18 protein-coding genes and 1 riboswitch are annotated in these 22053 nt (G+C 28.2%); of the genes, 7 read left to right on the forward strand and 11 right to left on the reverse strand.

The features are described 5' to 3' along the window. Positions 1 to 159: 159 nt before the first annotated feature. Positions 160 to 540: a hypothetical protein gene (locus T514_RS0117205; RefSeq protein WP_027625891.1), complete on the forward strand. Its 381-nt coding sequence runs from the start codon at positions 160 to 162 to the stop codon at positions 538 to 540. A gap of 86 nt (positions 541 to 626) precedes the next feature. On the opposite strand, the gene T514_RS0117210 is transcribed toward T514_RS0117205, so the two are convergent. Continuing rightward, positions 627 to 1280 (reverse strand): TVP38/TMEM64 family protein, encoded by a 654-nt coding sequence (locus T514_RS0117210; protein ID WP_027625892.1) that lies wholly within the window; start codon positions 1278 to 1280, stop codon positions 627 to 629. A gap of 312 nt (positions 1281 to 1592) precedes the next feature. Here T514_RS0117210 and T514_RS0117215 point away from each other — a divergent pair, with 312 nt between their 5' ends. Continuing rightward, the gene (locus T514_RS0117215) at positions 1593 to 3626 is read left to right on the forward strand and encodes a methyl-accepting chemotaxis protein (protein WP_027625893.1); all 2034 of its coding nucleotides are present in this window, start codon (positions 1593 to 1595) and stop codon (positions 3624 to 3626) included. Positions 3627 to 3715: 89 nt separating this feature from the next. Here T514_RS0117215 and T514_RS0117220 read toward each other — a convergent pair whose 3' ends face one another. Then, the gene (locus T514_RS0117220; protein WP_027625894.1) at positions 3716 to 4630 is read right to left on the reverse strand and encodes a tetratricopeptide repeat protein; all 915 of its coding nucleotides are present in this window, start codon (positions 4628 to 4630) and stop codon (positions 3716 to 3718) included. A 268-nt stretch (positions 4631 to 4898) separates the two neighbouring features. Here T514_RS0117220 and T514_RS0117225 point away from each other — a divergent pair, with 268 nt between their 5' ends. Beyond that, positions 4899 to 6041: an SH3 domain-containing protein gene (locus T514_RS0117225; protein ID WP_027625895.1), complete on the forward strand. Its 1143-nt coding sequence runs from the start codon at positions 4899 to 4901 to the stop codon at positions 6039 to 6041. Positions 6042 to 6096: 55 nt separating this feature from the next. On the opposite strand, the gene T514_RS0117230 is transcribed toward T514_RS0117225, so the two are convergent. The 8 genes from T514_RS0117230 to T514_RS0117265 all read right to left on the reverse strand — a co-directional run bounded on the left by T514_RS0117230 (position 6097) and on the right by T514_RS0117265 (position 16198). After that, the gene (locus T514_RS0117230) at positions 6097 to 7065 is read right to left on the reverse strand and encodes an aminopeptidase (RefSeq protein ID WP_027625896.1); all 969 of its coding nucleotides are present in this window, start codon (positions 7063 to 7065) and stop codon (positions 6097 to 6099) included. Positions 7066 to 7092: 27 nt separating this feature from the next. Continuing rightward, complete coding sequence (locus T514_RS0117235; protein WP_027625897.1) at positions 7093 to 8790, reverse strand: methyl-accepting chemotaxis protein; 1698 nt, start codon at positions 8788 to 8790, stop codon at positions 7093 to 7095. A gap of 225 nt (positions 8791 to 9015) precedes the next feature. Continuing rightward, a complete protein-coding gene (locus tag T514_RS24870) occupies positions 9016 to 10719 on the reverse strand; it encodes a methyl-accepting chemotaxis protein (RefSeq protein ID WP_051542109.1) in 1704 nt (567 codons plus the stop codon). A gap of 152 nt (positions 10720 to 10871) precedes the next feature. Further along, positions 10872 to 11054: riboswitch (cobalamin riboswitch) on the reverse strand. A gap of 180 nt (positions 11055 to 11234) precedes the next feature. Then, positions 11235 to 12944, reverse strand: coding sequence for a phosphoenolpyruvate--protein phosphotransferase (gene ptsP, locus T514_RS0117245; RefSeq protein ID WP_027625898.1), 1710 nt, complete (start codon positions 12942 to 12944; stop codon positions 11235 to 11237). Between the two features lie 9 nt (positions 12945 to 12953). Beyond that, complete coding sequence (locus T514_RS0117250; RefSeq protein WP_027625899.1) at positions 12954 to 13217, reverse strand: HPr family phosphocarrier protein; 264 nt, start codon at positions 13215 to 13217, stop codon at positions 12954 to 12956. A gap of 32 nt (positions 13218 to 13249) precedes the next feature. Beyond that, positions 13250 to 13735, reverse strand: a complete 486-nt coding sequence (locus tag T514_RS27645; protein WP_027625900.1) for a glucose PTS transporter subunit IIA — start codon at positions 13733 to 13735, stop codon at positions 13250 to 13252. Positions 13736 to 13757: 22 nt separating this feature from the next. Beyond that, positions 13758 to 15200 carry a PTS transporter subunit EIIC gene (locus tag T514_RS0117260; protein WP_027625901.1) on the reverse strand — a complete coding sequence of 481 codons (1443 nt, stop codon included), beginning with the start codon at positions 15198 to 15200 and terminating at the stop codon, positions 13758 to 13760. Positions 15201 to 15361: 161 nt separating this feature from the next. Beyond that, the gene (locus T514_RS0117265; protein WP_034869530.1) at positions 15362 to 16198 is read right to left on the reverse strand and encodes a BglG family transcription antiterminator; all 837 of its coding nucleotides are present in this window, start codon (positions 16196 to 16198) and stop codon (positions 15362 to 15364) included. Positions 16199 to 16597: 399 nt separating this feature from the next. Here T514_RS0117265 and T514_RS24875 point away from each other — a divergent pair, with 399 nt between their 5' ends. Continuing rightward, positions 16598 to 17527, forward strand: a complete 930-nt coding sequence (locus T514_RS24875; RefSeq protein WP_051542111.1) for a type I phosphomannose isomerase catalytic subunit — start codon at positions 16598 to 16600, stop codon at positions 17525 to 17527. Between the two features lie 142 nt (positions 17528 to 17669). Here the strand turns inward: T514_RS24875 and T514_RS0117275 are convergent, their stop codons facing one another. After that, the gene (locus T514_RS0117275) at positions 17670 to 18452 is read right to left on the reverse strand and encodes a signal peptidase II (RefSeq protein WP_027625903.1); all 783 of its coding nucleotides are present in this window, start codon (positions 18450 to 18452) and stop codon (positions 17670 to 17672) included. 198 nt (positions 18453 to 18650) lie between these two features. Between T514_RS0117275 and T514_RS24880 the strand changes: the two genes are divergently transcribed. The 3 genes from T514_RS24880 (at position 18651) to T514_RS0117290 (ending at position 21915) form a co-directional block, all read left to right on the forward strand. After that, complete coding sequence (locus tag T514_RS24880; RefSeq protein WP_207640949.1) at positions 18651 to 19136, forward strand: FUSC family protein; 486 nt, start codon at positions 18651 to 18653, stop codon at positions 19134 to 19136. 283 nt (positions 19137 to 19419) lie between these two features. After that, complete coding sequence (locus T514_RS0117285) at positions 19420 to 20763, forward strand: VanW family protein (RefSeq protein WP_027625904.1); 1344 nt, start codon at positions 19420 to 19422, stop codon at positions 20761 to 20763. Positions 20764 to 20850: 87 nt separating this feature from the next. After that, positions 20851 to 21915, forward strand: a complete 1065-nt coding sequence (locus T514_RS0117290; protein ID WP_027625905.1) for a Gfo/Idh/MocA family oxidoreductase — start codon at positions 20851 to 20853, stop codon at positions 21913 to 21915. Positions 21916 to 22053 lie beyond the last annotated feature (138 nt).

Here is a 22053-nt window from a genome sequence, read left to right on the forward strand (position 1 = left end):
AATTAAACTTTATCTTACCTATGGATTAAGATTTCCTTATTTATTATCTATTCTTTATTATTTTTTATTTATAATTTAGAATTTTATATTTAAGTTATAGTTTCCATTTCACTTCTTCCTGCATATAAAATTATTAAAAGCATGAAAGGAGAGATATTTATGCCAAGTATAATACTTCAATATGTGCTCATTGTTTTTTTAGTTGTTGGCATTGGTTACCTTCTATACCTGCTAAAGGATAAGGGAATTACTATAAAAGATGATTATTTTGGAATAACTCTATATATTCTAAATACCTTAACCGAACAAGATGCTACTCCTGAAAATGTAAAGAAAATATTGAGGGCTGTTTCTAAAGCTGTTAATTATGTAGAATCAAATTATAAAGATGAACCTAATAATATAAAAGAAATAAAAGCATTAGAAATGGCTAAAGAAATGATAAATGCATTAAATCTTAGTAGTCCAATTCCAGACGAATCTATAATCTATTTAATTAGAATTTCAGCAGCTTTATTACCCCCTAAAAATAAAGAATAAAGCATAAAAAATAAGAAGGCTAGCTACAGTATACTATAATCAGCCTTCTTATTTTTCTGCACTATAAAAACTCTATTTGTAATTTACTATTCTTGTGAATTTGCTTTCTTAAATACATATGTTGATGTAATTGTAGCAATTATTACTATGCATAATGGGATAATAAATTTTGCAGAACAAGGATTTAATATGTTTTCCCCCATAACTGAATAGCATAATGTTTCAGGTGATACTCCTATAAGAGACGCTAAAATAAAATCTCTATATTTTATTTTTGTTAATCCACATGTATAGCTTAATGGATCATAAGGTAATACTGGTGGCAGTCTTAATAAAAGTAATATTTTAAATCCGTTTTTCTCCAGATTTGCATTTATGTTCAACGCTCGTCCTTTTAGAATCTTATCTATAGTAGCTTTTCCTAAAAATCTAGAAAGATAGAAAGCTAAAGTTCCAGATATGAAGAATCCAAACATATTTAACAGGAATCCTTCAACTGGCCCAAATAAAATTCCTCCTACTACAGAAAACATGGCCGCTGGCATAAAAAGCATTAGGGGCTTCAATCCACAGATAACTAAAAAAAACAATCCTGCATATTTCCCATAATTCTTTATATAATTAGCCAAGGTATTTATATTTATTTTTCTTATGTCTATATTAAACTTTTCCAAGATAATAATAACTACCAAAATCAAGATAATTATTATACTCAGTTTTAATATACCTTCTTTTTTCATATATAGCTCCTTTCAAATAATTTATGATCCCCTTATAACTTGATTATTATATCCATACGCCCAATACAATTTTATCACATAAAATATTAATAACAATACTATTTTATACTGTTATCAATATTTTAGTTGTACTTAAATTAAAATAAATATTATTTTAGAAATTCGATTATTTATTACACAAATTGTTAATTTACAGCTATAAATTAATGTTCTAAAGAAAGTGTATTTGCTTTCGATATCATATACAAATATATTATTATTTCATGGATAGAAAGTTTATATTTTATATAAATTAATAAGGAGGACAATATTATGACTTTAAAAAAGAAACTGCCAATAATTATCTCCCTAATTATATTTTTATCCCTTTCCTTAACTGGTACAATCAATTATATTCAATCTTCAAAAGCCATGATAGATTCTACCAAAAATTCCATGATCTCTATTAATGAAAGGGTAGTCTCCACTATGAATACTATTATAAATAGGGAGCAAACTTTAGTTACTATATTATCAAATAGAAGTAATATAATAGCTCTTATGAAGGCACATAATTCTTCTAAACTAGATGATAATTATAAAAAACTTATTCAATCAAACAATGAATGGTTAAAGGGATATGTTAAAGAAGTAGGAAATATAGAACATGCCTTTATCGTAGATTCTAAAGGGTTAATTATTTCTGATAGTGAAGCTAGCACTATTGGTAAAAACGTATTAGATAGAGATTACCATAAAACAACTATGAATGGCTCTAAAAGTATAGGTAGTTTGGTGGTTTCAAAATCAACTGGTAAACAAATTATTGTATTTACATCACCTATAAAAGTAAACAATGAAATATTAGGCTATGTGGGAACTGCAGTATTAGCAGAAAGTTTTTCTGAACATTTATCAAACATAAATATAAATAATACAAAAGGAAGTTATGGTTATTTATTAGACAGTAAAGGAATTATGATTTATCATAAAGATTTATCTAAAATAGGAAAACCTGTAGAAAATGAATCTATAAAAAAGGTGGTAAGTGATATTTCTTCAGGCAAAACCTTAAAGCCTGCTTCTGTAGAATATACATATAACAACGCTAAAAAAGTAGCTGCATATAATTTTGTAGATAAAACAAATTGGATATTAGTAATAACCAGTGATTATAATGAAATAATATCTCCTATAACTAAGTTAACTAGAATTATAATTATAGTTAGTTTTCTAGCTATAATTATTTCAATATTAATAGCTACATTCATATCTAACAAGATAACAACGCCTATTATAAAAATATCAAGGCTAGTTGATAAAACATCTAACTTAGATTTAGAACATGATAATAGCTATGATGAGTATTCTAAATACAATGATGAAATAGGAATAATATTCAAATCAACAACTGCTATGAGAGAAAATTTAAGAGAAATGATTAATCAATTATCAAGTATTAGTAACAGCATAAACAACAATGCAAATATGGTAGAAAAACTAACTGCTGAATTAAAACTATCTTCAACAGAAACAAATACAGCAATAGAAGGCCTCACAGCTGCTATGGAAGAATCTGCTGCCACTATAGAAGAAGTTTCTGCTTCCTCCACAGAAATCGAAAATGCTGTTAACTTAATGGCTCATAAAGCCACAGAAGGCTCTATAAATGCAAATGAAATTTCTGATAAGGCCGATAATATGCAGGTATCTTCTAAAAAAGCTAAGGAAAATTCTATTACAGTGTATTACACAGTAAAGGATGAACTCTCTAAAGCTATTGATGGGGCTCGTTCCGTATCTAAAGTAAATGAGTTGGCAGAATCTATATTAAATATTACAGGTCAAACAAATCTTTTAGCATTAAATGCAGCTATTGAAGCTGCTAGGGCTGGAGAAGCTGGAAAAGGCTTTGCAGTAGTTGCTGAAGAAGTAAGAAAACTTGCTGAAGAATCTTCAAAAACTGCATCTAATATTCAAACAATCATTAAGCAAGTAAATAGTTCTGTATTAGCTTTAATAGAAAGTTCTAATAAAATATTAGAATTTATAGATAAAGAAGTTACTAAAGATTATGATATCCTTATACAAACTGCTGAGGAATATAAAAAAGACGCTAATAATTATAATGAAGTTATGACAGAGTTTTCGGCTACCTCAGAAGAGTTAACTGCATCAATAACTGGTATTGCAAAAGCTATTGGAGAAATGTCCTTAACCATAAACTCAAGCACAGATGAGATTACAAGTATTTCTGATAAATCCTCATCTCTTAATGAAAAGGTATTAGTAATTGAAAATACTTCTATAGAAAATAAAAATAGTGTAACTGTATTACAAAGTATTATTGATAAGTTTAAAATATAAAAAAATTACAACAAAGCTTTTTAGAGCAAAGAGCACAGATTATAGAGTATAGATTGCTGAGCAACTTTTCATCTATGCTCTTTGCTCTATTATCTATGCTCTGAAAAAAGTTCTGGAGCAATCTTTTTAATTAATACAAGTTCCTCATCTTTTTTCATATAATCTATAAAATCCGGATATAATTTTATAGCTATCTTTATATCATTAATTCCTTCATCTATTAATTTTTCATGAACATAAAAACAAGCCCTATTATAATAAAGATATGGTTCTTCTGGATTATTTAAAATTCCATCACTTATAATATGAATAGCTTTATCATAACTTCCCAGCTCTTTATAAAGTACAGCCAAATTAAGAAAACTATACCCATATTTTTTATTTTCACATATTGATTTTTCATAATACTCTATTGCTTTATTAGAATTCCCTAACTTTTTTGATATAACACCCATATTAAATAGTGCCATATAATGATTAGGATCTATTTCTAAAGCTTTTTTCATTTCTTCTAAAGCATGATAATCCTTATTTAACTCTTCATATATACACCCTAAATTTATATGAGTCCAAAAATCTATAGGTTGTATTTCTTCTGCTTTTTTATAATATTTAATAGCACTTTCTTTGTCTCCCATCTCATCATATAAATTAGCTAAAAAAAAGTATGCTTTATGATAATAAGGATTTATGCTAATTGCTTTTTTATAATAATTTATTGCCTCATGGTATTGTCCCTTATCTTCATATAGTATGGCTAACCCATAATATGCCCGCTCTTCTTCAGCTATATTAATTACTTCTCTATATTTTTCCTCTGCCATAATCGCATTATCCAATTCATCATAAAGCAGTGCCAAATCTAAAATTAGCTCTATGTTTTTCCTTCCTTCTGGTAGATTATAAGCCTTATTGAAAAACTGTAATGCTTTTATTATCTGCCCATTTCTCTTGAAATTTTTACCAATATTTTTATAGTTTTCCATCATGTAATTATTATTCATATTACCATCTCTCCAACTACCTTAAATTTAATAATTTTCTATCAAATATAGTTTACCACTATCCCCCACTACATTTGCAAATTTTAATATATATACTGATTAAAATCAATATGCTAAGTTAGCCTTAAATATAATTTTTGGTGAAAATTTTAGATATATTTCCACAACTTAATCATTGATAACATATTCAATACTAAATATAATTGTATTCATCATGTATATTAAATATTATTTTTAAAACTTAATTTAACCAATAAGGAGAATGAGTATGAAAAAAAGTATTTGTAAAGTACTAAGTATGCTTGTTTTATTAGTTTCTACTGCCGCTCCATTGCCGAAAGTTAAAGCTGCTGAAACAACCGGTATAACTAGAAGCACCGCTGAGCAAAGAGCCTTAAACATGATTAATCTTAAATGGACATACTCTTCAGATAAAAACGGTATCATAGATCCAAAATATACTAACCTAATTACATCTCCAAAACAGTTTACCAATGTTACTACAGCAGAGTTTACAGGAATACCTTATAACTGGGGCGGACAAGACTCTCTAGATTCTTTTTCAATTGATTCACCTTGGACAAACTTTTTAGATGCCATAAATAAAGGTGCTCATGCTGGAAACGTAAATACCGAAGCTGGATATGGATATATTTCAGGAACTGCTGGTATAGACTGTTCAGGATTTGTTCAAGCGACATTTAATATAAAAGATTATAAGCTTTCTACCTCAACCCTTTTCAATAAATATTTTACAAAAATCAACTTAAATGATTTAAAGCATATGGATATTTTGGACAAGCCATGCGATCATGTTGTTATATTTGATAAATGGGGTACATTAAATGGTGTCTACGGTGCTTTTACCTATGAATCAACTACTGACGATATCTATGGTGGAATACAAGGAACAAAAAAATATTTTATAAGCATGAATGAAATTAACAAAGGATATATTCCAGGAAGATATGTTAATATAATTGAAGAACCTACAACACCTCCAATTACTCCAGGAATATTTGCCAAAGTAACTAATGCTAATGATTGGATTAATTTTAGAAGCGGTCCTTCAACAGATTCTGCTACTATAAATACCATACCACTAAATAGTATTATTTATTTAATGGATTATTCCTCTGGTTGGTATAAGGTAAATTATAATGGTACTACTGGTTGGATATATAAAGACTTTGTTGGCTTACTTGATGAAGGCAAATATGTTACTGTAAATGGTGTTTATGCTTTAAATATTAGAAGTAATCCTTCTGCTAGTTCTTCCATACTAAGTGTATTATACAAAAATCAATATGCAGAAGTAATTGATTATTCAAATGATGGTTCATGGATGAAAATAAGAATAAATGGAGTGGAAGGCTGGTCTTCTAGCAAATATTTAAAATATATATATTAATTTGTAAACAAAAATGCTCTAGGAAAAGATTATCGTTTCCTTAGAGCATTTATTTTTAAATGCAAACTTCCCCTTGTTTTAATATTACCTTACCATCTGCTATAACTGTAGGTTTAGTCATTATAAGGTCATAATGGCAGGCTGCTTTAACATTTCCACCTAAAGTAATATTAGTTCCAATTCCAATATGTACAGAACCATATACGCCTTCGTCCTCTAACATAAGTCCTGTAAATTTACAATTTGGATTAAGCCCTACCCCCATTTCTGCAATATTATAAACAAAAGGATCATTTTTAAGAGCTAAATTTTCTCTTAAAATGTCTGCTTCTTTTCCACCAGAAATATCTATAATCATACCTTTGCTTACCTGAATTTTAACATTTTCCTTTAAAATTCCTATTCCTATATAAGGTATGCTTGCGTCAGCTACAATTACTCCTTCTGCAGTACCTTCTAATGGTGATACATTTGCTTCTATTGTAGGCACAGGAGCAAATTCTCCTGAAGAAACAATACAAGTTAAAGCGTTTCCTCTTCTTCCATGAGCTGAAAAAGTTAAATCTGTTCCACTAGGCGTAGTAAGCCTTACTTCCTTGCTATTTTCTAAGGCTTTAGCTACAGCCTTACAAGTTACTGAAGCCAATTCAAAATTTGCTTCTATTCCTCCACTTATAAGCATATCTTCCTCAAATTGAGTAAGCATTATTCCTCTAGAGTTAGCATTTACTGCTTCCTTTACTGCCTTAGTATGAGTAATGGATTTTGAAACAGCACATATAAATACATCACTGCTTTTCATTGCAGCCGCTACAGTTTTTGGTGGTTCCTCACCATCTCTTTCTCTAGGTACTATGTACATAATTGTAGGCTCTGATCCTACTGCATATACTGAAGTTGCTATACTTTCAACAATGTTTTTTGTTTTATATTCCCCAATAATTAAAACCTGTTCTTTTTCCTTTACCTTTGCACAAACTTCTATAATAGTTTTTGCCCCCCTGCCCATAAGAACCTTTTTCATAATTAAATCCCCCTTTTATATTAAAAACTATTCAAATTTAAATTTATTTATACTTTCCATTAATTCTTGTGACATATTACTTAATCTAGTAGCCGTTTGAGCTAATTCATCTGTAGAAGCACTTATTTCTTCTGAAGAAGCTGCTACATCCTCTGTAGAGGCATTTATTTTTTTAGCAATAGATAATGCTTCTTCATTTTCCCTTAAAAGCTTTATCTTTTCCTTACTTATATTTTTAGCTGAGTTATTTATAGAATCTATCCTTGGTACAATAACTTGTATTAAATGTATTACCTGATCATAAGAATTCATGGATGTAGTTGTTACCTGTTTTGAATTATCTAATTTTTTTCCTATATACTCCGTGGAATTTATGATATTAACAGTTTCCGTTGATATTTTTCCTATTAATTTACTTATGCCATTTGATGAATCTCTTGTTTCCTCTGCAAGTGCTCTTATTTCCTCTGCTACTACTGAAAAACCTTTACCTTCCTCCCCTGCCCTAGCTGCTTCTATAGAAGCATTTAGTGCTAAAAGATTTGTTTGCTCTGCTATATTATTTATTAATATTGAAATGTTATTAATCTCTTTAATATCATTTCCCAATGAATTTATTTTCTCTATAAATTTTTTAAAATCTTTACTTATATGGACTATATGTTGAATTAATTTTTGCATATTATCCATATTATCCTTTGATATATTATCAATGGTTATGGAATTTTGTGCTACTTCTTCTATATAACTTATCATTTCATCTAACTCTATGTCAAATTTTTGAAAGAAACCATTTATATTCTCCAAATTCTCCCACTGGCTTCTTGTACCATGGGCTGCATTATTAATAGTTTCAGAAACTTCCCCGGAACTACAGGATAATTCTTCTGATACCGACGCTAACTCTTCTGAATATTGCAGGGCTTTTGTTGATTGATATTTTATATTGCCTAATAAATTACAAAAACTATCTTTAAATTCATTTATCGATATTGATATTTCTTCAATTTCATCTTTAGAATTTACTTCTACACTATTCAATAGATTTCCTTCAGACATATCTTCTAAAGAACTTTTAATTATATTAATATTTTTAGATATTCTTTTGGATAAAATATAACTAGTTATAAATGATACTATTATAATTAAAAATGAAACAAAGATAAAACTTAATATCATTCTGTCTTTCATAAATTGATAATCTGCTCCATTATAATCTGCTCCTATGATCGCTATTACTTCACCTTTAGAATTTTTTATAGGAGCATATGCAGAAATAAAAATACCCTCACCATCTTTGATTAATTTACCTGAACATGATACAGTACCATTAAAGGCATCTTTCATTTCTTTTTCAAGAGTATATGTACTTTCTGGCGTATCAGCATTTTTTATACTGGAATCTACAATAAAATAGGCACTTTTTTCATCCTTTATTCCCATTATATATAAGTATTTTATATTCTTGTCATTCCTAAAGTTAATCAATTGCTGCCTAATATCTTTATATTCATTACTATTAATATCTTTATCTTGTATCACTTTCATCAATTCATCTGTATTTACTATAGATACAGACTCATTAGCAGCATTAATTGCTTCTGTTTTTCCTTCCCTTACCAAGGATTTGTAAGTAAAATAATTGGATGCCATTACAATTAAAATACATACAAATGAAATCATCATCATAGCAGTTAACATCTTTTTTCCTATAGAGTTTTTCATAGATTTCCTCCTTTAAATTTTTTGTGCTATTTTGTCGAAATTACCACTATAATTATTATAATACATTTTTTTTACCTTATATATTATTTTCCTCTTAATTATTCCAGGTAAATGTTTCCTTAAGCTATTTATTATAGAAAAAAACGAATTCCTAAGAATTCGTTTTTAAATATATAATTATTTACAAATTAGCAATAAAAATTATAGTAGTAACATCAATGGTTATCAGTCTAAATTAACTTTAAACTTATCTACATTTTCCTCCATATTTTCTATCATATTGGATAGTTTTTCAGCTATAGAAGTTACATCTTCTCCATTAACACTTATTTGCTCAATAGAACTAGATATCTCTTCTATAGATGATGATATTTCCTCTGATACTACAGAAGCTCCATTTATTTTTTCAAATAATTCCTCACTCTTATTATCAATACTTATAGTAGAATTACTTAAAACATTTATATTAGGTATTATTTCTTGTAACAACTCTACTATTTTCTTAAAAGAATCAATGGTATTATTAATAATATCCGTTCCCTTATCTAATTCATTTTCCACAAATTTATTTCCACTTATTAATTCATTACTATCTTGAGATATATTATTCACCAATGTTTCTATACTTTCTGCAGATGCCTTACTTTGTTCTGCTAACTTTCTTACCTCTTCTGCAACCACCGCAAAACCCTTTCCAGATTCTCCAGCTCGTGCAGCTTCAATGCTTGCATTTAAAGATAGAAGATTTGTTCTTTCCGAAATACTATTTATTATATTATTAATTTGATAAATTTCTGTTATATTTTTTTCTAACTTTAAAATCCTATCTGAAAACATACCAAAAGAACTTGTTATATTTTGTATAGAATTTATTAAGGTATTCATATTACTAGTACTATCTTTAGCCATATCATCTACAGATTTTGATTGACATTCAATATTTTTTATATTTTGGATTATCCCCTTCAATTCATTACTAAAATCATCTACCATCTTATTTATATTTATTAGATCTTCTGATTGTTCCTCTGTTCCCCTTGCTATTTCTTGTGTAGCTGCTGAAGCACTTTCCAAAGATGCTTGGATCTCCTGAGATATGGAAAGTAATTCTTTAGACTTCTCATTTACATTACATGACTTTTCTTTTACTCCGTTTATCATTATTGATACATTTATAATAGTTTTATTAAGAGATTTTTGTATAAATCCCATTTCATTATTTCTATCTGAATTGAATTCTACAGTTAAATCTCCATCTGCAATCTTATCTACATTTTTTATAATATTTCCACACTGTTTCTTTATATTATTTATTACAAATGCACATATTAATGTAAACAAAACTATTCCTATTATAACAACAATTATAAATATTTTAATACTTAATAAATAAGTCTCTTCATTGTTATTCTCCAAATCATCAGCATACTTTTCATTGTACTCTATTAACCAGTTTAATTTAGATTCTATATTATTACTAAACTGATCTAATTTCTTTAAATCTTCTTCGGCTAATTTATGTCCTTTTGATAATTCATTATCCAATTTATTCCAGAAATATATATAATCATTATATTCTTTATTAAATTTATCTAGTATATCTTTTTCATCTCTATCGAGATTAGTATTCAAATAACTTTTTACACTGTTTTTTAACTTTTCATCATAATTTCTTATAACATTATCATAATTTTTATCATAATATTTATTAGCCCTATTTACTTGAATCCTTATACTTAAATAATTACTCTTTATATTATTTGCTTCTATAATTGGATGTACATTTTCTTCATGCATTGTAATACAATTTTTATTAATATTTCTTATAGTGTATGCTCCTAGAGCCCCTAAAAATACAATAATAACTATAGCTAATATCTCCATAACAATCATACATGTGGAAATTTTTAAATCCTTAATTTTTTTCATCTAATAGCTCACTCCTACTTATTTGCTTAAATTCATAATAATCTAAAAATTATCAACTCATAATCCTACACCAATTAAGTAAAGTTTGCTATTCCGAATTAAAATATAAACAATAAATCAATATGTTCATTGATTTTCCCTCCCCCCGAAGGTTTAATCAAAAGCTTTAGGCAGGTTTCCTGGCTTACGGTTCATTCTCCATCCTCCTTCCCAGAATACTAAATTCCAGTGGTTTAGGACTTAGTCGCCGTATACAGTAGCGGGGCTGCAGCGGATTTTCACCACTTTCCCTTTTAACCTCATGAAAATAAGGCACCTAAAACTTAAAATATTACCATTTAAGTATATAAAATTTAATTACATACTTCAACAATACTTGTTATTTTTCATAACTTTTCTCATAAGATTGTTAGTTTATTGATAAAAATTAAGAGTAACTTGTAAAAAAATGCACTCTTTTACAAATTACTCTTATTCTTGATAACACCTATTATAACATATTGATTCTAACTTCCCTATTTAGTATTATTTTTAAGAAATTCTCTTATTTCATCAGAAGTTCCTAGCTCCATAACCTTTGGTACTAATTTTTTACACTCTTCATATTTTAAATTCTTTATTGTAGCTCTAGCTCTAAGTACAGAAGATGCACTCATACTAAATTCATCTAATCCCATACCTAAAAGTAATGGAATCAATTCAATATTTCCAGCCATTTCGCCACACATTCCAACATATTTTCCTTCTTTATGTCCATTATCTATTACCGTCTTTATAAGCCTTAATACTGCTGGGCTAAAGAAATCATAAAGATAAGATACCTTTTCATTCATTCTATCTACCGCTGTGGTATACTGAATAAGATCATTAGTTCCTATACTAAAGAAATCAACTTCTTTAGCTAACACATCTGAAATAACTGCTGCTGAAGGTATTTCTACCATTATTCCAACTTGTACCTTATCATTAAAATCTATTTTTTCTTTTCTTAATTCCCCTTTACATTCTTCCAATACAGCTTTTCCTTCCCTTAATTCCTTAAGGTTAGATATCATAGGAAACATTATTTTTAAGTTTCCATATAAAGAAGCTCTAAGTAATGCTCTTAGCTGAGTTTTAAATATGTCTTTTCTATCTAAACATAATCTTATTGCCCTATATCCTAAAAATGGATTTAATTCCTCCTCTATAGGAAGATAAGGAAGTTTTTTATCTCCACCTATATCAAGAGTTCTTATTATTACAGGTTTTCCTTCTAACTTTTCTAACACTTCCTTATAAGCGCTAAATTGCTCCTCTTCACTAGGTAACTCTTCTTTAGACATATATAAGAATTCTGTTCTAAACAGTCCTACTCCTTCAGCTCCATTGCTTATAGCATTTAAAGCATCTTTAGCTGAACCAATATTTGCTGCTACCTCAACTTTTCTATTATCTAATGTAATAGATTCCATATCTTTAAATTTGATAAGGTTCTTTTTAAATTCTATATCATTTAACATTTTGCTTTTATAATTATTTAATGTTTTATCATCTGGATTAACTATTATTATTCCATTATCTCCATCCAATATTAGCAAGTCATTATCCTTTATATGATTAATTTCTTTTCCTACACCAAGAACTGCTGGTATACCAATAGAGCGAGCAATAATAGCAGAATGTGATGTAATCCCACCAATTTCTGTAGCAAACCCTAATACTTTTTCCTTATCAATTTGAGCAGTATCCGATGGCGTAAGATCCTTTGATATTATAATACATTCTTCCTTTATATCCCCTATACATACACTTTCTATTCCCTTTAATATTCTTATTATTCTACTAGCAACATCCCTTATGTCTGCAGCTCTTTCTCTCATGTAATCATTATCTAAAGCTTCAAAAATAGACGCTAACTCTTCACTAGTAGTTTTTAAAGCATATTCTGCATTTACTTTTTCAAGAAGTATTTTTGAAGAAATAGCTCCAACAAATTCTGGGTCATCTAGCATAAGTAAATGCGCCTCAAATATTTTTGATTTTTCTTCCCCTAACTTTTCCATTGTGGTATTTATGGTATTTTGAAGCTGTACTTTTCCCTTTTCTATAGCTTCTTTAAACCTTTCATTTTCACATTCACATTCAACCACATCTTTTTTTACAATTTCATAATCATCTTCTTTTAATATTAAGGCTTTACCTATTGCTATGCCTGATGAAGCACTTATTCCCTTTATCACCATAATTCCCCCCTATTTACTTATGCGGTTTTCTATCAAGTCAATTAAACAAGCTACCGCTTCATTTTCATCTTCTCCAGATGCTTTTACAGTAATTTCATCTCCTTTTACACATCCCATAGACATAATTCCTACAATACTTTTAGCATTATAGTTATTTCCATTCTTTATTAAAAATATATCTGATTTAAATTTTGAGGCTTCTTTAACTACTTCCATAGCTGGCCTTGCATGTAAGCCAGTTTCATTTTTTATTATTATATTCTTCTCTGCCATAGTTAAATCCTTCCTTTCACATATTTTTCACTCTATTTTTTAATTTTTATTTTAGCTATTACTGAACTAGTGTCTATATCTCCATAATTAAATTCTATATCCTCTATTATTTCTTTATTTGTAATAACCATGGGGCTTAGATCAGATTTTGCCTTTTCATTTACTAACTTTAAATCAAATGATATTAATTTATCTCCTGCTTTAACTTTATCTCCAGCTTTTACAAAAGCCTCAAATCCTTCACCTTTCATACCTACTGTATCAATACCTATATGAAGTAATATTTCAAGTCCTTCTGTTGATTTCATAACTACTGCATGTTTTGTAGGAAATACTTGAATTATCTCCCCATCTACTGGTGAATATAATATTCCATCTTTAGATGAAAAACCAATTCCTTCTCCCATCATATTGGATGCAAATACCTCGTCTGGTATCTTATCTACATTAAAACATGTTCCCACAAAAGGTGATTTGACCTCTATTACATTATTATTTTTCTTAAAAAAATTAAACATATACATTCTCCTTTATAATAAATTACATTATTTTTTTAATTTCATCTTTAAGCATTTCTGCTTCAGTTCCAAATACCACCTGAATATTTCCTCCACCTGCATCCATAGTACCTGCTGCACCCAATGATTTTAATCTTCCTTTATCAACCTTGGATGTATCATGAACTGTAAGTCTAAGTCTTGTAATGCAAGCATCTATAGCATCTATATTTTCTTTACCTCCTAAAGCTTCTAATACTTTTGAGGCTTTTGAACATTTATCTAAGTTTTTATTTTCCTCAGTATTTACAGTTTCAATTTCTTCTTCTCTTCCAGGGGTTTTATAGTCAAATACTCCTATTGTATAATAAAATACTACAAAGTATAGTATTCCAATTATAGGTCCAACTATTAAAAATAACTTCCAACCATTTTGTGAATTAGTTATTCCTAACACATAGTCTATTAAACTTGCGGAAAAGCTGTAACCTAATCTAATACTTAATGCTTTAGTTAAGAAACCTGATAAAAATGCCCCTAAAACATGAAATACATATAAAAGTGGTGCTACAAATATAAAAGAAAATTCTATTGGCTCTGTAATACCTGTAAGTATTGATGTTACTGCTGCTGTAAGCATCATACCTGCTATAGCCTTTTTCTTCTCTTTTTTTGCTCTTAAATACATAGCTAAAGTAGCTGCTGGAAGTCCAAATAACATTATTGGGAACTCACTAGCCATAAAATATCCCGCAGTAGGATCTCCTGCAAAATATCTAGCTGCCTCTCCCTTTAATATTTCTCCTGTAGCTGGATCTGTAAATCTTCCAAACTCATATAAAAATGGTGGATAAAAAACATGATGCAATCCAACTGGAATTAAAGCTCTTTTACCTGCTGCATATATACCTGGTCCAAAAGGTGATACTGTTGCAAAACTTGCAAAACTATTTATACCTGATTGTATTGGAGGCCATATAAATGAGAAAACTACACCAATTAGAAGAGCACTTGCTGCAGTAACAATAGGCACAAGCCTCTTACCTGCAAAGAAACCTAAGTAAGGTGGAAGTTTTGTCTCATGGAATTTATCGTACATCTTTGCTGCAAGAAGACCTATTATAATTCCTCCAAAGACTCCCATATCAATGCTTTCTATTCCTCTTGCTTTGATATTTTGAATATTCCCCATTACTTTTAATACACTGGTAAGTACTCCATAACCTACTGCTGAAGCAAGTCCTGCTACTCCAACATTACTTGTAAACCCTATAGCAACTCCTATAGCAAATATAAGAGATAAATTTACAAATACTGCTAAGCCACCATTATAGATAATCTGTCCTATTACATTAATAAATCCATGGCCCTGCATGAACCATCTACCTAATGCAACTAAAATTCCTGCTGCGGGAAGAACAGATACTGGTGTCATAACTGCTTTACCTACTTTTTGTAGCGTTTTAAATGCTTTACCACTAACCATTTTTAACCCTCCTTATTTTATTTCATATGTGTTATTTATATTAGTTTGATGTTAAATCGCAAAAATTATAATAAGAAACAAAAAAGCATGAACCCAAAAATGCTAACAAAGCATTTTTTAAGGCTCATGCCTGACTCTCTCAGTAACACGCCAAATTATATTTAATTTTTTTCTAATAATCTGTGTATATGAACTGCTATATATCCTATCTCATCTTCTGGAACTTCTTTATTCAATTTCTCCCCTATGAATCTACATACTTCTTTTGAAATTTGAAATTCCTTTTCCAATTGTTTTTTTACCGAAGGCAAAAACATATTTTCCAAGTTTTTATCATTTTCAATTCTATAAATAGCATATCTTAAGTGAGAAACAAGTCTTGAATATTCTAATGATTTTCCATCTATAGCTATATTTAATTTTCTACTAATAAAATCTACTACTTCGCTAACTACCTTTGTATTTCTTAAACTATCTGCAACAGCTATGTTTACTCTAGCAGAATAAACATGAAGGGCTATAAAACCAATTTCACTTTCTGGAAGTTCAACATTTAACTTCTCCCTTACTAATTCTAAAGTCTTTTCTCCTATTAAATATTCTATAGGATATAAAGTTTTAATTTCATAAAGAAAAGGATTTACTATATCAATTCCTTCCTTTATTCTTTTTATAGCAAAGTTTATATGATCTGCTAATCCCACATGTATATGAGAATTTAATTCTTCTCCTAATTTTTCTGAGGCTAATGATATTACTTCCTCTGTCAAAGCTAAAATTTCTTCATCTACACTTTTTAATATATCTTCATAAACATTCTTTTCTTTGTCATTAATTTGTATAAACTTATGCTCAACACCTTTATCCTCAGATATTATATCCCCTTTTTTCTTTCCAAAGCCAATGCCTTTGCCAAGTAGCACAAATAATTTATCGTCTTTTTCTGTAACTACTACATTATTGCTAAGGGTTTTTACTATTTTATATCCTACATACATCCTTATCACCTAGATTATAAATTATTTATTCTTTATTTTCAATTTTTATATTTATTGATTATTTAATATTATACATATAATTCTTCATATTTTCTAGTTTTTTTAAACTTTCTGATATTTTTCAACAACAATAATATTATTTTTATTCTAATTATTAGAATTTATCTATATACTTTGCCATTAAATTCTTAAATAGATTTTAATTTTTCACTTTTATAATCCCTTAATAATTAAATTATTATTCTATGATTAATTATTAAAATAAAACTTGTGATGTAAATGATAAATATTTTTATAGTCCTTAAATATTTCCAATCACAACTTAAATGTAATACTTTTCCACATACATAATAATATATAACTATATAGATAAAATTATTTGATATGTGGAGGATTGTAATGTATCCATTAAAATTTCAAAGTATATATTTTCTTAAAATCTGGGGAGGGCGAACGTTACAACTTTTTAGAAATAACCTACCAAAGGGAAGTATTGGTGAAAGTTGGGATGTAGCTTGTCATCATAATGGAACTAGTATTATTTCTAACGGGAAATTTAAAGGTATGAAGCTAGATGACCTTATACAAATAAAAGGAAATGAGCTTCTAGGTAATACTGTTTCAAAATACTGGTTTCCTCTTTTAGTTAAATTAATTAGCACTGAAGATATGCTTTCTGTACAGGTACACCCAGATGATACATATGCTAAAAACTTTGAAGGTGAAATGGGAAAAAACGAAGCCTGGTATGTACTAGAGGCCTTTGAAGGTGCTAACATTATTGTAGGAACTAAAAATTGTACAAAGGAACAATTTTTAGTTGCTTTAAAAAATGGTGTTTTAGATAAATATTTAAACAAAATACCTGTAAAAAAGGGAGATGTATTCTTTATAAAAAGCGGACTAGTACATGCTATTGGCAAAGGAATTATAATTGCGGAAATACAACAAAATAGTGATATAACTTATAGGGTTTTTGATTATAATAGAGGAAGGGAACTTCATGTAGCTAAAGCATTAGATGTTATAGATTTAAGTTTAAAAGGGGAACCCTGTATATGTAAAGAAGAAGAATATGATGGTTATATTAAAACTCCATTATGTTCATGTGATAAGTTTACTATAGATTTGATAAAAGTTAATACAATTTTCAAAGAAAGAAGTGATAAAGATAAATTTTTTATAATTACTTGTGTAGAAGGACAAGGCAAAATAAAATATTCAAATGGTGAAGAAACATTTAGTTTAGGGGATAGTGTTCTTATTCCAGCCTACTTAGGTGAATATGCTGTTGAAGGAAATATAAAGTTTATAAAAAGTCAACCTTAGAAAATATTACACAATTTTTAGAGTACAGATGACAGAGAACACATAAGGATAATTTTTCTCCACGCTATTGCAAAAAATTTTTAGTAATTCACATAAGGAAAAATTATCCATTTATTCTTTACTATTCACCAAAAGCCTCTTACTAATACATCATATCCTTCACATAATCTTTTAACTTTTTTATATCCTTTTGACTATAATTAATAAAATTCTTTAATAAATTTATATCCTCTTCAAAACTCATTTCCAAACATTCTTCTATGGAGTTTTCTTCCACAAATTGGACTAAAAAGCAACATAATGCTAAAGTAATATATATATCCTTTAAATCTATTATAAATAAGCCCTTTAATCCTATATAATCCAAAGAACCACCAAAAAAAACTTTATCAATAAAAGAACAAATAGCACCAGATATCATCATTATAAAAGTGCAGTCTATCCAAAAACTTTTGTTATTAAAACTAATGTAAAATCTGTACATCTGAATAATTAAAACTATACTTATTAAATTTATTATATCTAACCATAAAAGTGAAATACCTAATTTAAATCTTGAATTTATCCAACAACCTTGAGAGTTAATGATACTATAAATATATAGCCAATCATGTAAAACAGGAATCTTTACTTTGTATGGAACAAAAAAACGAATTACAACTTTTATGATTTGCTCTATAACTATCAAGTAAAAACAAATATTAATCAATGTATTTAAGTTTTTAAGATATTCTTTAATATCCTGAATAATTAAAAATACAATTGCCATTATATAAAAAAATATAAATGGTAAAATACTCATAAAAAAATCTTTATAACTTCTAAAATTGCCCACACATGCTTCAAACATTATATACAAAAACCATTGAGATATAAAAATTAATTTTACTTTATCAAACTTTAACTTATTAATTATATATTTCATGATATCTTCCTTACTTTTGCTATCTATTTAATTGTTTATATTGATTATATAATAATCACAAAATATTTACCATAAAATGTTTTGTGGTAAATGTTAGGATGATTTACTTAAAATAAGTTGCCTTATTTTAAGACAAAATATATATTTTTATGATAAAATAATATTACTTACTTTAATCAACATTTGGGAGATGGGATTATGGCAAAAATAGATATGTTAAATATAAAAACAGCTATTTCTGTACTTTTATGTGTTGTATTGTTTAACTTTTTTCATAGGCCTTATCCTTTTTATGCTTGTATAGCCGCAATTAGCTGTATGAGGGATACCTCATGCAACTCTTATTCCGCAGGAAAGAGCAGGGTTATTGGCACTTGTATAGGTGCTGCTGTAGGATTAATATTCTTTATTTTTCTTAAAGATACTGCTATATATTGTGGACTTGGTATTGTAATAGTTATATACCTATGTAACCTTTTTAAAAAAACTAGCTCTATTGTAATAAGTTGCATTGTTTTTGTAGCTATAATGACAAATCTTAAGGGTATGCCTTCTGATGCCTATGCACTTAATAGAATAATAGATACTACAATAGGTGTTATAATCGCTGTATCAGTAAATAAATTCTTTGAAATTAAATATATTAAAAACCTTAAAAACTATGGTAATTCACTATGGTCCTAGTGATTATTATAGTTTTTTTACCTTATGCCCCAAAGTAGTATGGACTTTTATAGTTCTATGCTACTTATTTGTTTTTTATCTATTTTTACTTTAGAAGTTTATGGAACATTCATCTCGGCACTGAAGTACTAGTATTCTGTGTCGGTACATAAACCTCACATAAATGTTTAAACTAATAGTAAACTATAAAAAATGCATTGCACTTTTTTAGTTGACAGTTGACAGATGACAATTGACAGTGTCTGTTATCTGTACTCTGAATTTAATATAAAGGAATGATAATATGAAAAAATTTGGGGCTTGGTTAGTAATTATTTTTATTTTACTTATTGCTTCTATATCATATCCAATTTCACAATATTATTATACAAAAAATTGGGAAGATAAAATATACCCAACTACATTTATTAATGACATTGATGTATCTGGGAAAAGAAAAGATGAAGCTATAAAAATATTGAACAATAATTTTAAAAAAGTAAAGGATACTAACATTTCAGTTAAAGCTGGAAATAAAACTTATACACTACAATTATCTAAAGCTAATCCTAAATACAATATAGAAGATGTGGTAAATGATGCCTTATCATATGGGAAAAATTTAGGTTTATTAAAAAAAGCTAATGAAATAAAAAATCCAAAGGAAAGAAAACTTAGCATTAATGTAAAATATGATACAAAATATATTGAAAAATTTATAAGTAATATAGAAAAAGATATTAATAAACCTCCAAGTAACGCCTCAATCAAAATCACATCTCCAAGTAACATATATGTTACAAAGGATGTAAAAGGTGTTAGATTAAATAAAAAAGATTTAATGGATAGTATTTTATCTAAAATTAATACTGCTGAGAACAACAATAATAAAGTAATAGCTAAAATTGAAACCTATAGTGGGAATATTACTGAAGAAAAGTTAAGACAAATAAATTCTATAGTTTCTTCTTTTTCTACAAACTTTGGTAATTCTCCAGAAGGTAGAGTTACTAATATTCAAATTGCTACAAACACATTAAATGGAATATTAATTATGCCTGGTGATACTTTTAGTTTTAATAAACTTATAGGAAACACAACCGCAGAGAAAGGCTATAAAGAAGCTCCTATAATTATTAACAATAAGCTAGAAGCAGGTATCGGTGGAGGATTGTGTCAAGTATCTACAACTTTATATAATGCAATTATAAGATGTAATATTAAATCAATAGAAAGGACAAATCATTCTATAGCTCCTGCTTATATAGAGCCTGGATTTGATGCTACAGTATCAAATAAAGATATTGACTACAAATTTAAGAATACACTATCTTATCCTATTTATATAGAAGGCTATACAAATGATGGTAAAATAACTTTCAATGTTTATTCTAATAGTTCTTTTAATAAAGTAAAATATAATCTTGTAAATGAAATATATGAAAAAACAGATCCTAAAAAAGTTGAAGAACCAGACCCTACTTTACCAAAAGGCACTATAAAAAAAGTTCAATCTCCTAAACCTGGTTGTAAAGTAAAAGTTTTTTTAGTACGCTATGAAAACAATAAAGAAGTATCTAGAGAACTTATTTCAACTGATCTATACAAACCATCAGATGAAATAATTAAAATAGGAACTAAAAGTTAAGCAATTACTTATTCTAATTTTCCTATACCCTCCGATATGATAATATAAATATAAAATATAAAATTATATTTTAAGGGGGATTAATACATGGATAAAAAAATAAATGTTGGTTTAATAGGGTATAGCTCTGGAGGTAGAATCTATAATGCACCTATTATTGCTAGTGTACCTGGATTAAAAATAGTTAAGATATTTGAAAGACAGAAAGAAAATGTTAATTTAGCAAATATTAATTTTCCCAAAAGCTCTATAGTATCTGATACAAAAGACATATTTGAGGATAGTTCCATAGATTTAGTAGTTATTGCTACTCCTACTCCATATCATTATGAATTAGCTTATAAAGCTTTATCTAACAATAAAAATGTAATAGTAGAGAAACCTTTTACAGTGACTAGCAAAGAAGCCGATAATTTAATTCAATTAGCTAAAGATAAAAATAGGCTTTTAACTGTACATCATAATAGGCGATTTGATAGCGATTTTAAAACAGTAGAAAAGATTATAAAAAACCATGCTTTAGGTAAATTAGTGCAATATGAAGTGCATTTTGACAGATATAAACCTGAAATTAAAAAAGATTCCTGGAAAGAACAAAATATTCCTGGTTCTGGTATGCTGTATGATTTAGGAGCTCATTTAATAGATGGAGCGCAGTGGCTTTTTGGACTTACAGAAGAAATAACTGCTGATATTAGGATAGAGAGACAAGGTGGTAAAGCACCTGATTGTTTCAATATAGTATTAGGTTATCCTAATTTAAAGGTAGTGCTAAAATCTAGTATGTTAGTAAGAGAAAACTTGCCTCATTACATATTACTTGGTGATAAAGGCTCCTTCATAAAATATGGTATGGATCCTCAAGAAGATGCCCTAAGAGAAGGTAAATTGCCCTTACATTGTCCAAATTGGGGAGAAGAAAATGAACACCTTTGGGGTAATATAAATACAGAAATTAATGGAATGCACATTATAGGAAAAGTAGAAAGTGAAAAAGGCGATTACAGAGCTTTTTATGAAAATATATATAGAACTCTTTTAGGAGAAGAATCCCTAAAGGTTACCCCTATTCAGGCTAGAAATACTATAAGAATTATGGAAATTGCTATGGAAAGTAGTATTAGGAAATGTACATTACCTTTTAGTGAGTAGTATATAAAAGAGAGTGTGAAAGTTTTTCTGTAAATAGCTTTCTATGATAATTATTTTATAGGCATGGAGGTCATGGTAAAACTCCATGCCTTAATTACAATATAATTAACAATGAATTGCATGTCAAGAACACCCTAG

It is taken from the genome of Clostridium lundense DSM 17049 (genome assembly GCF_000619945.1).
Lineage (GTDB): Bacteria > Bacillota > Clostridia > Clostridiales > Clostridiaceae > Clostridium_AO > Clostridium_AO lundense.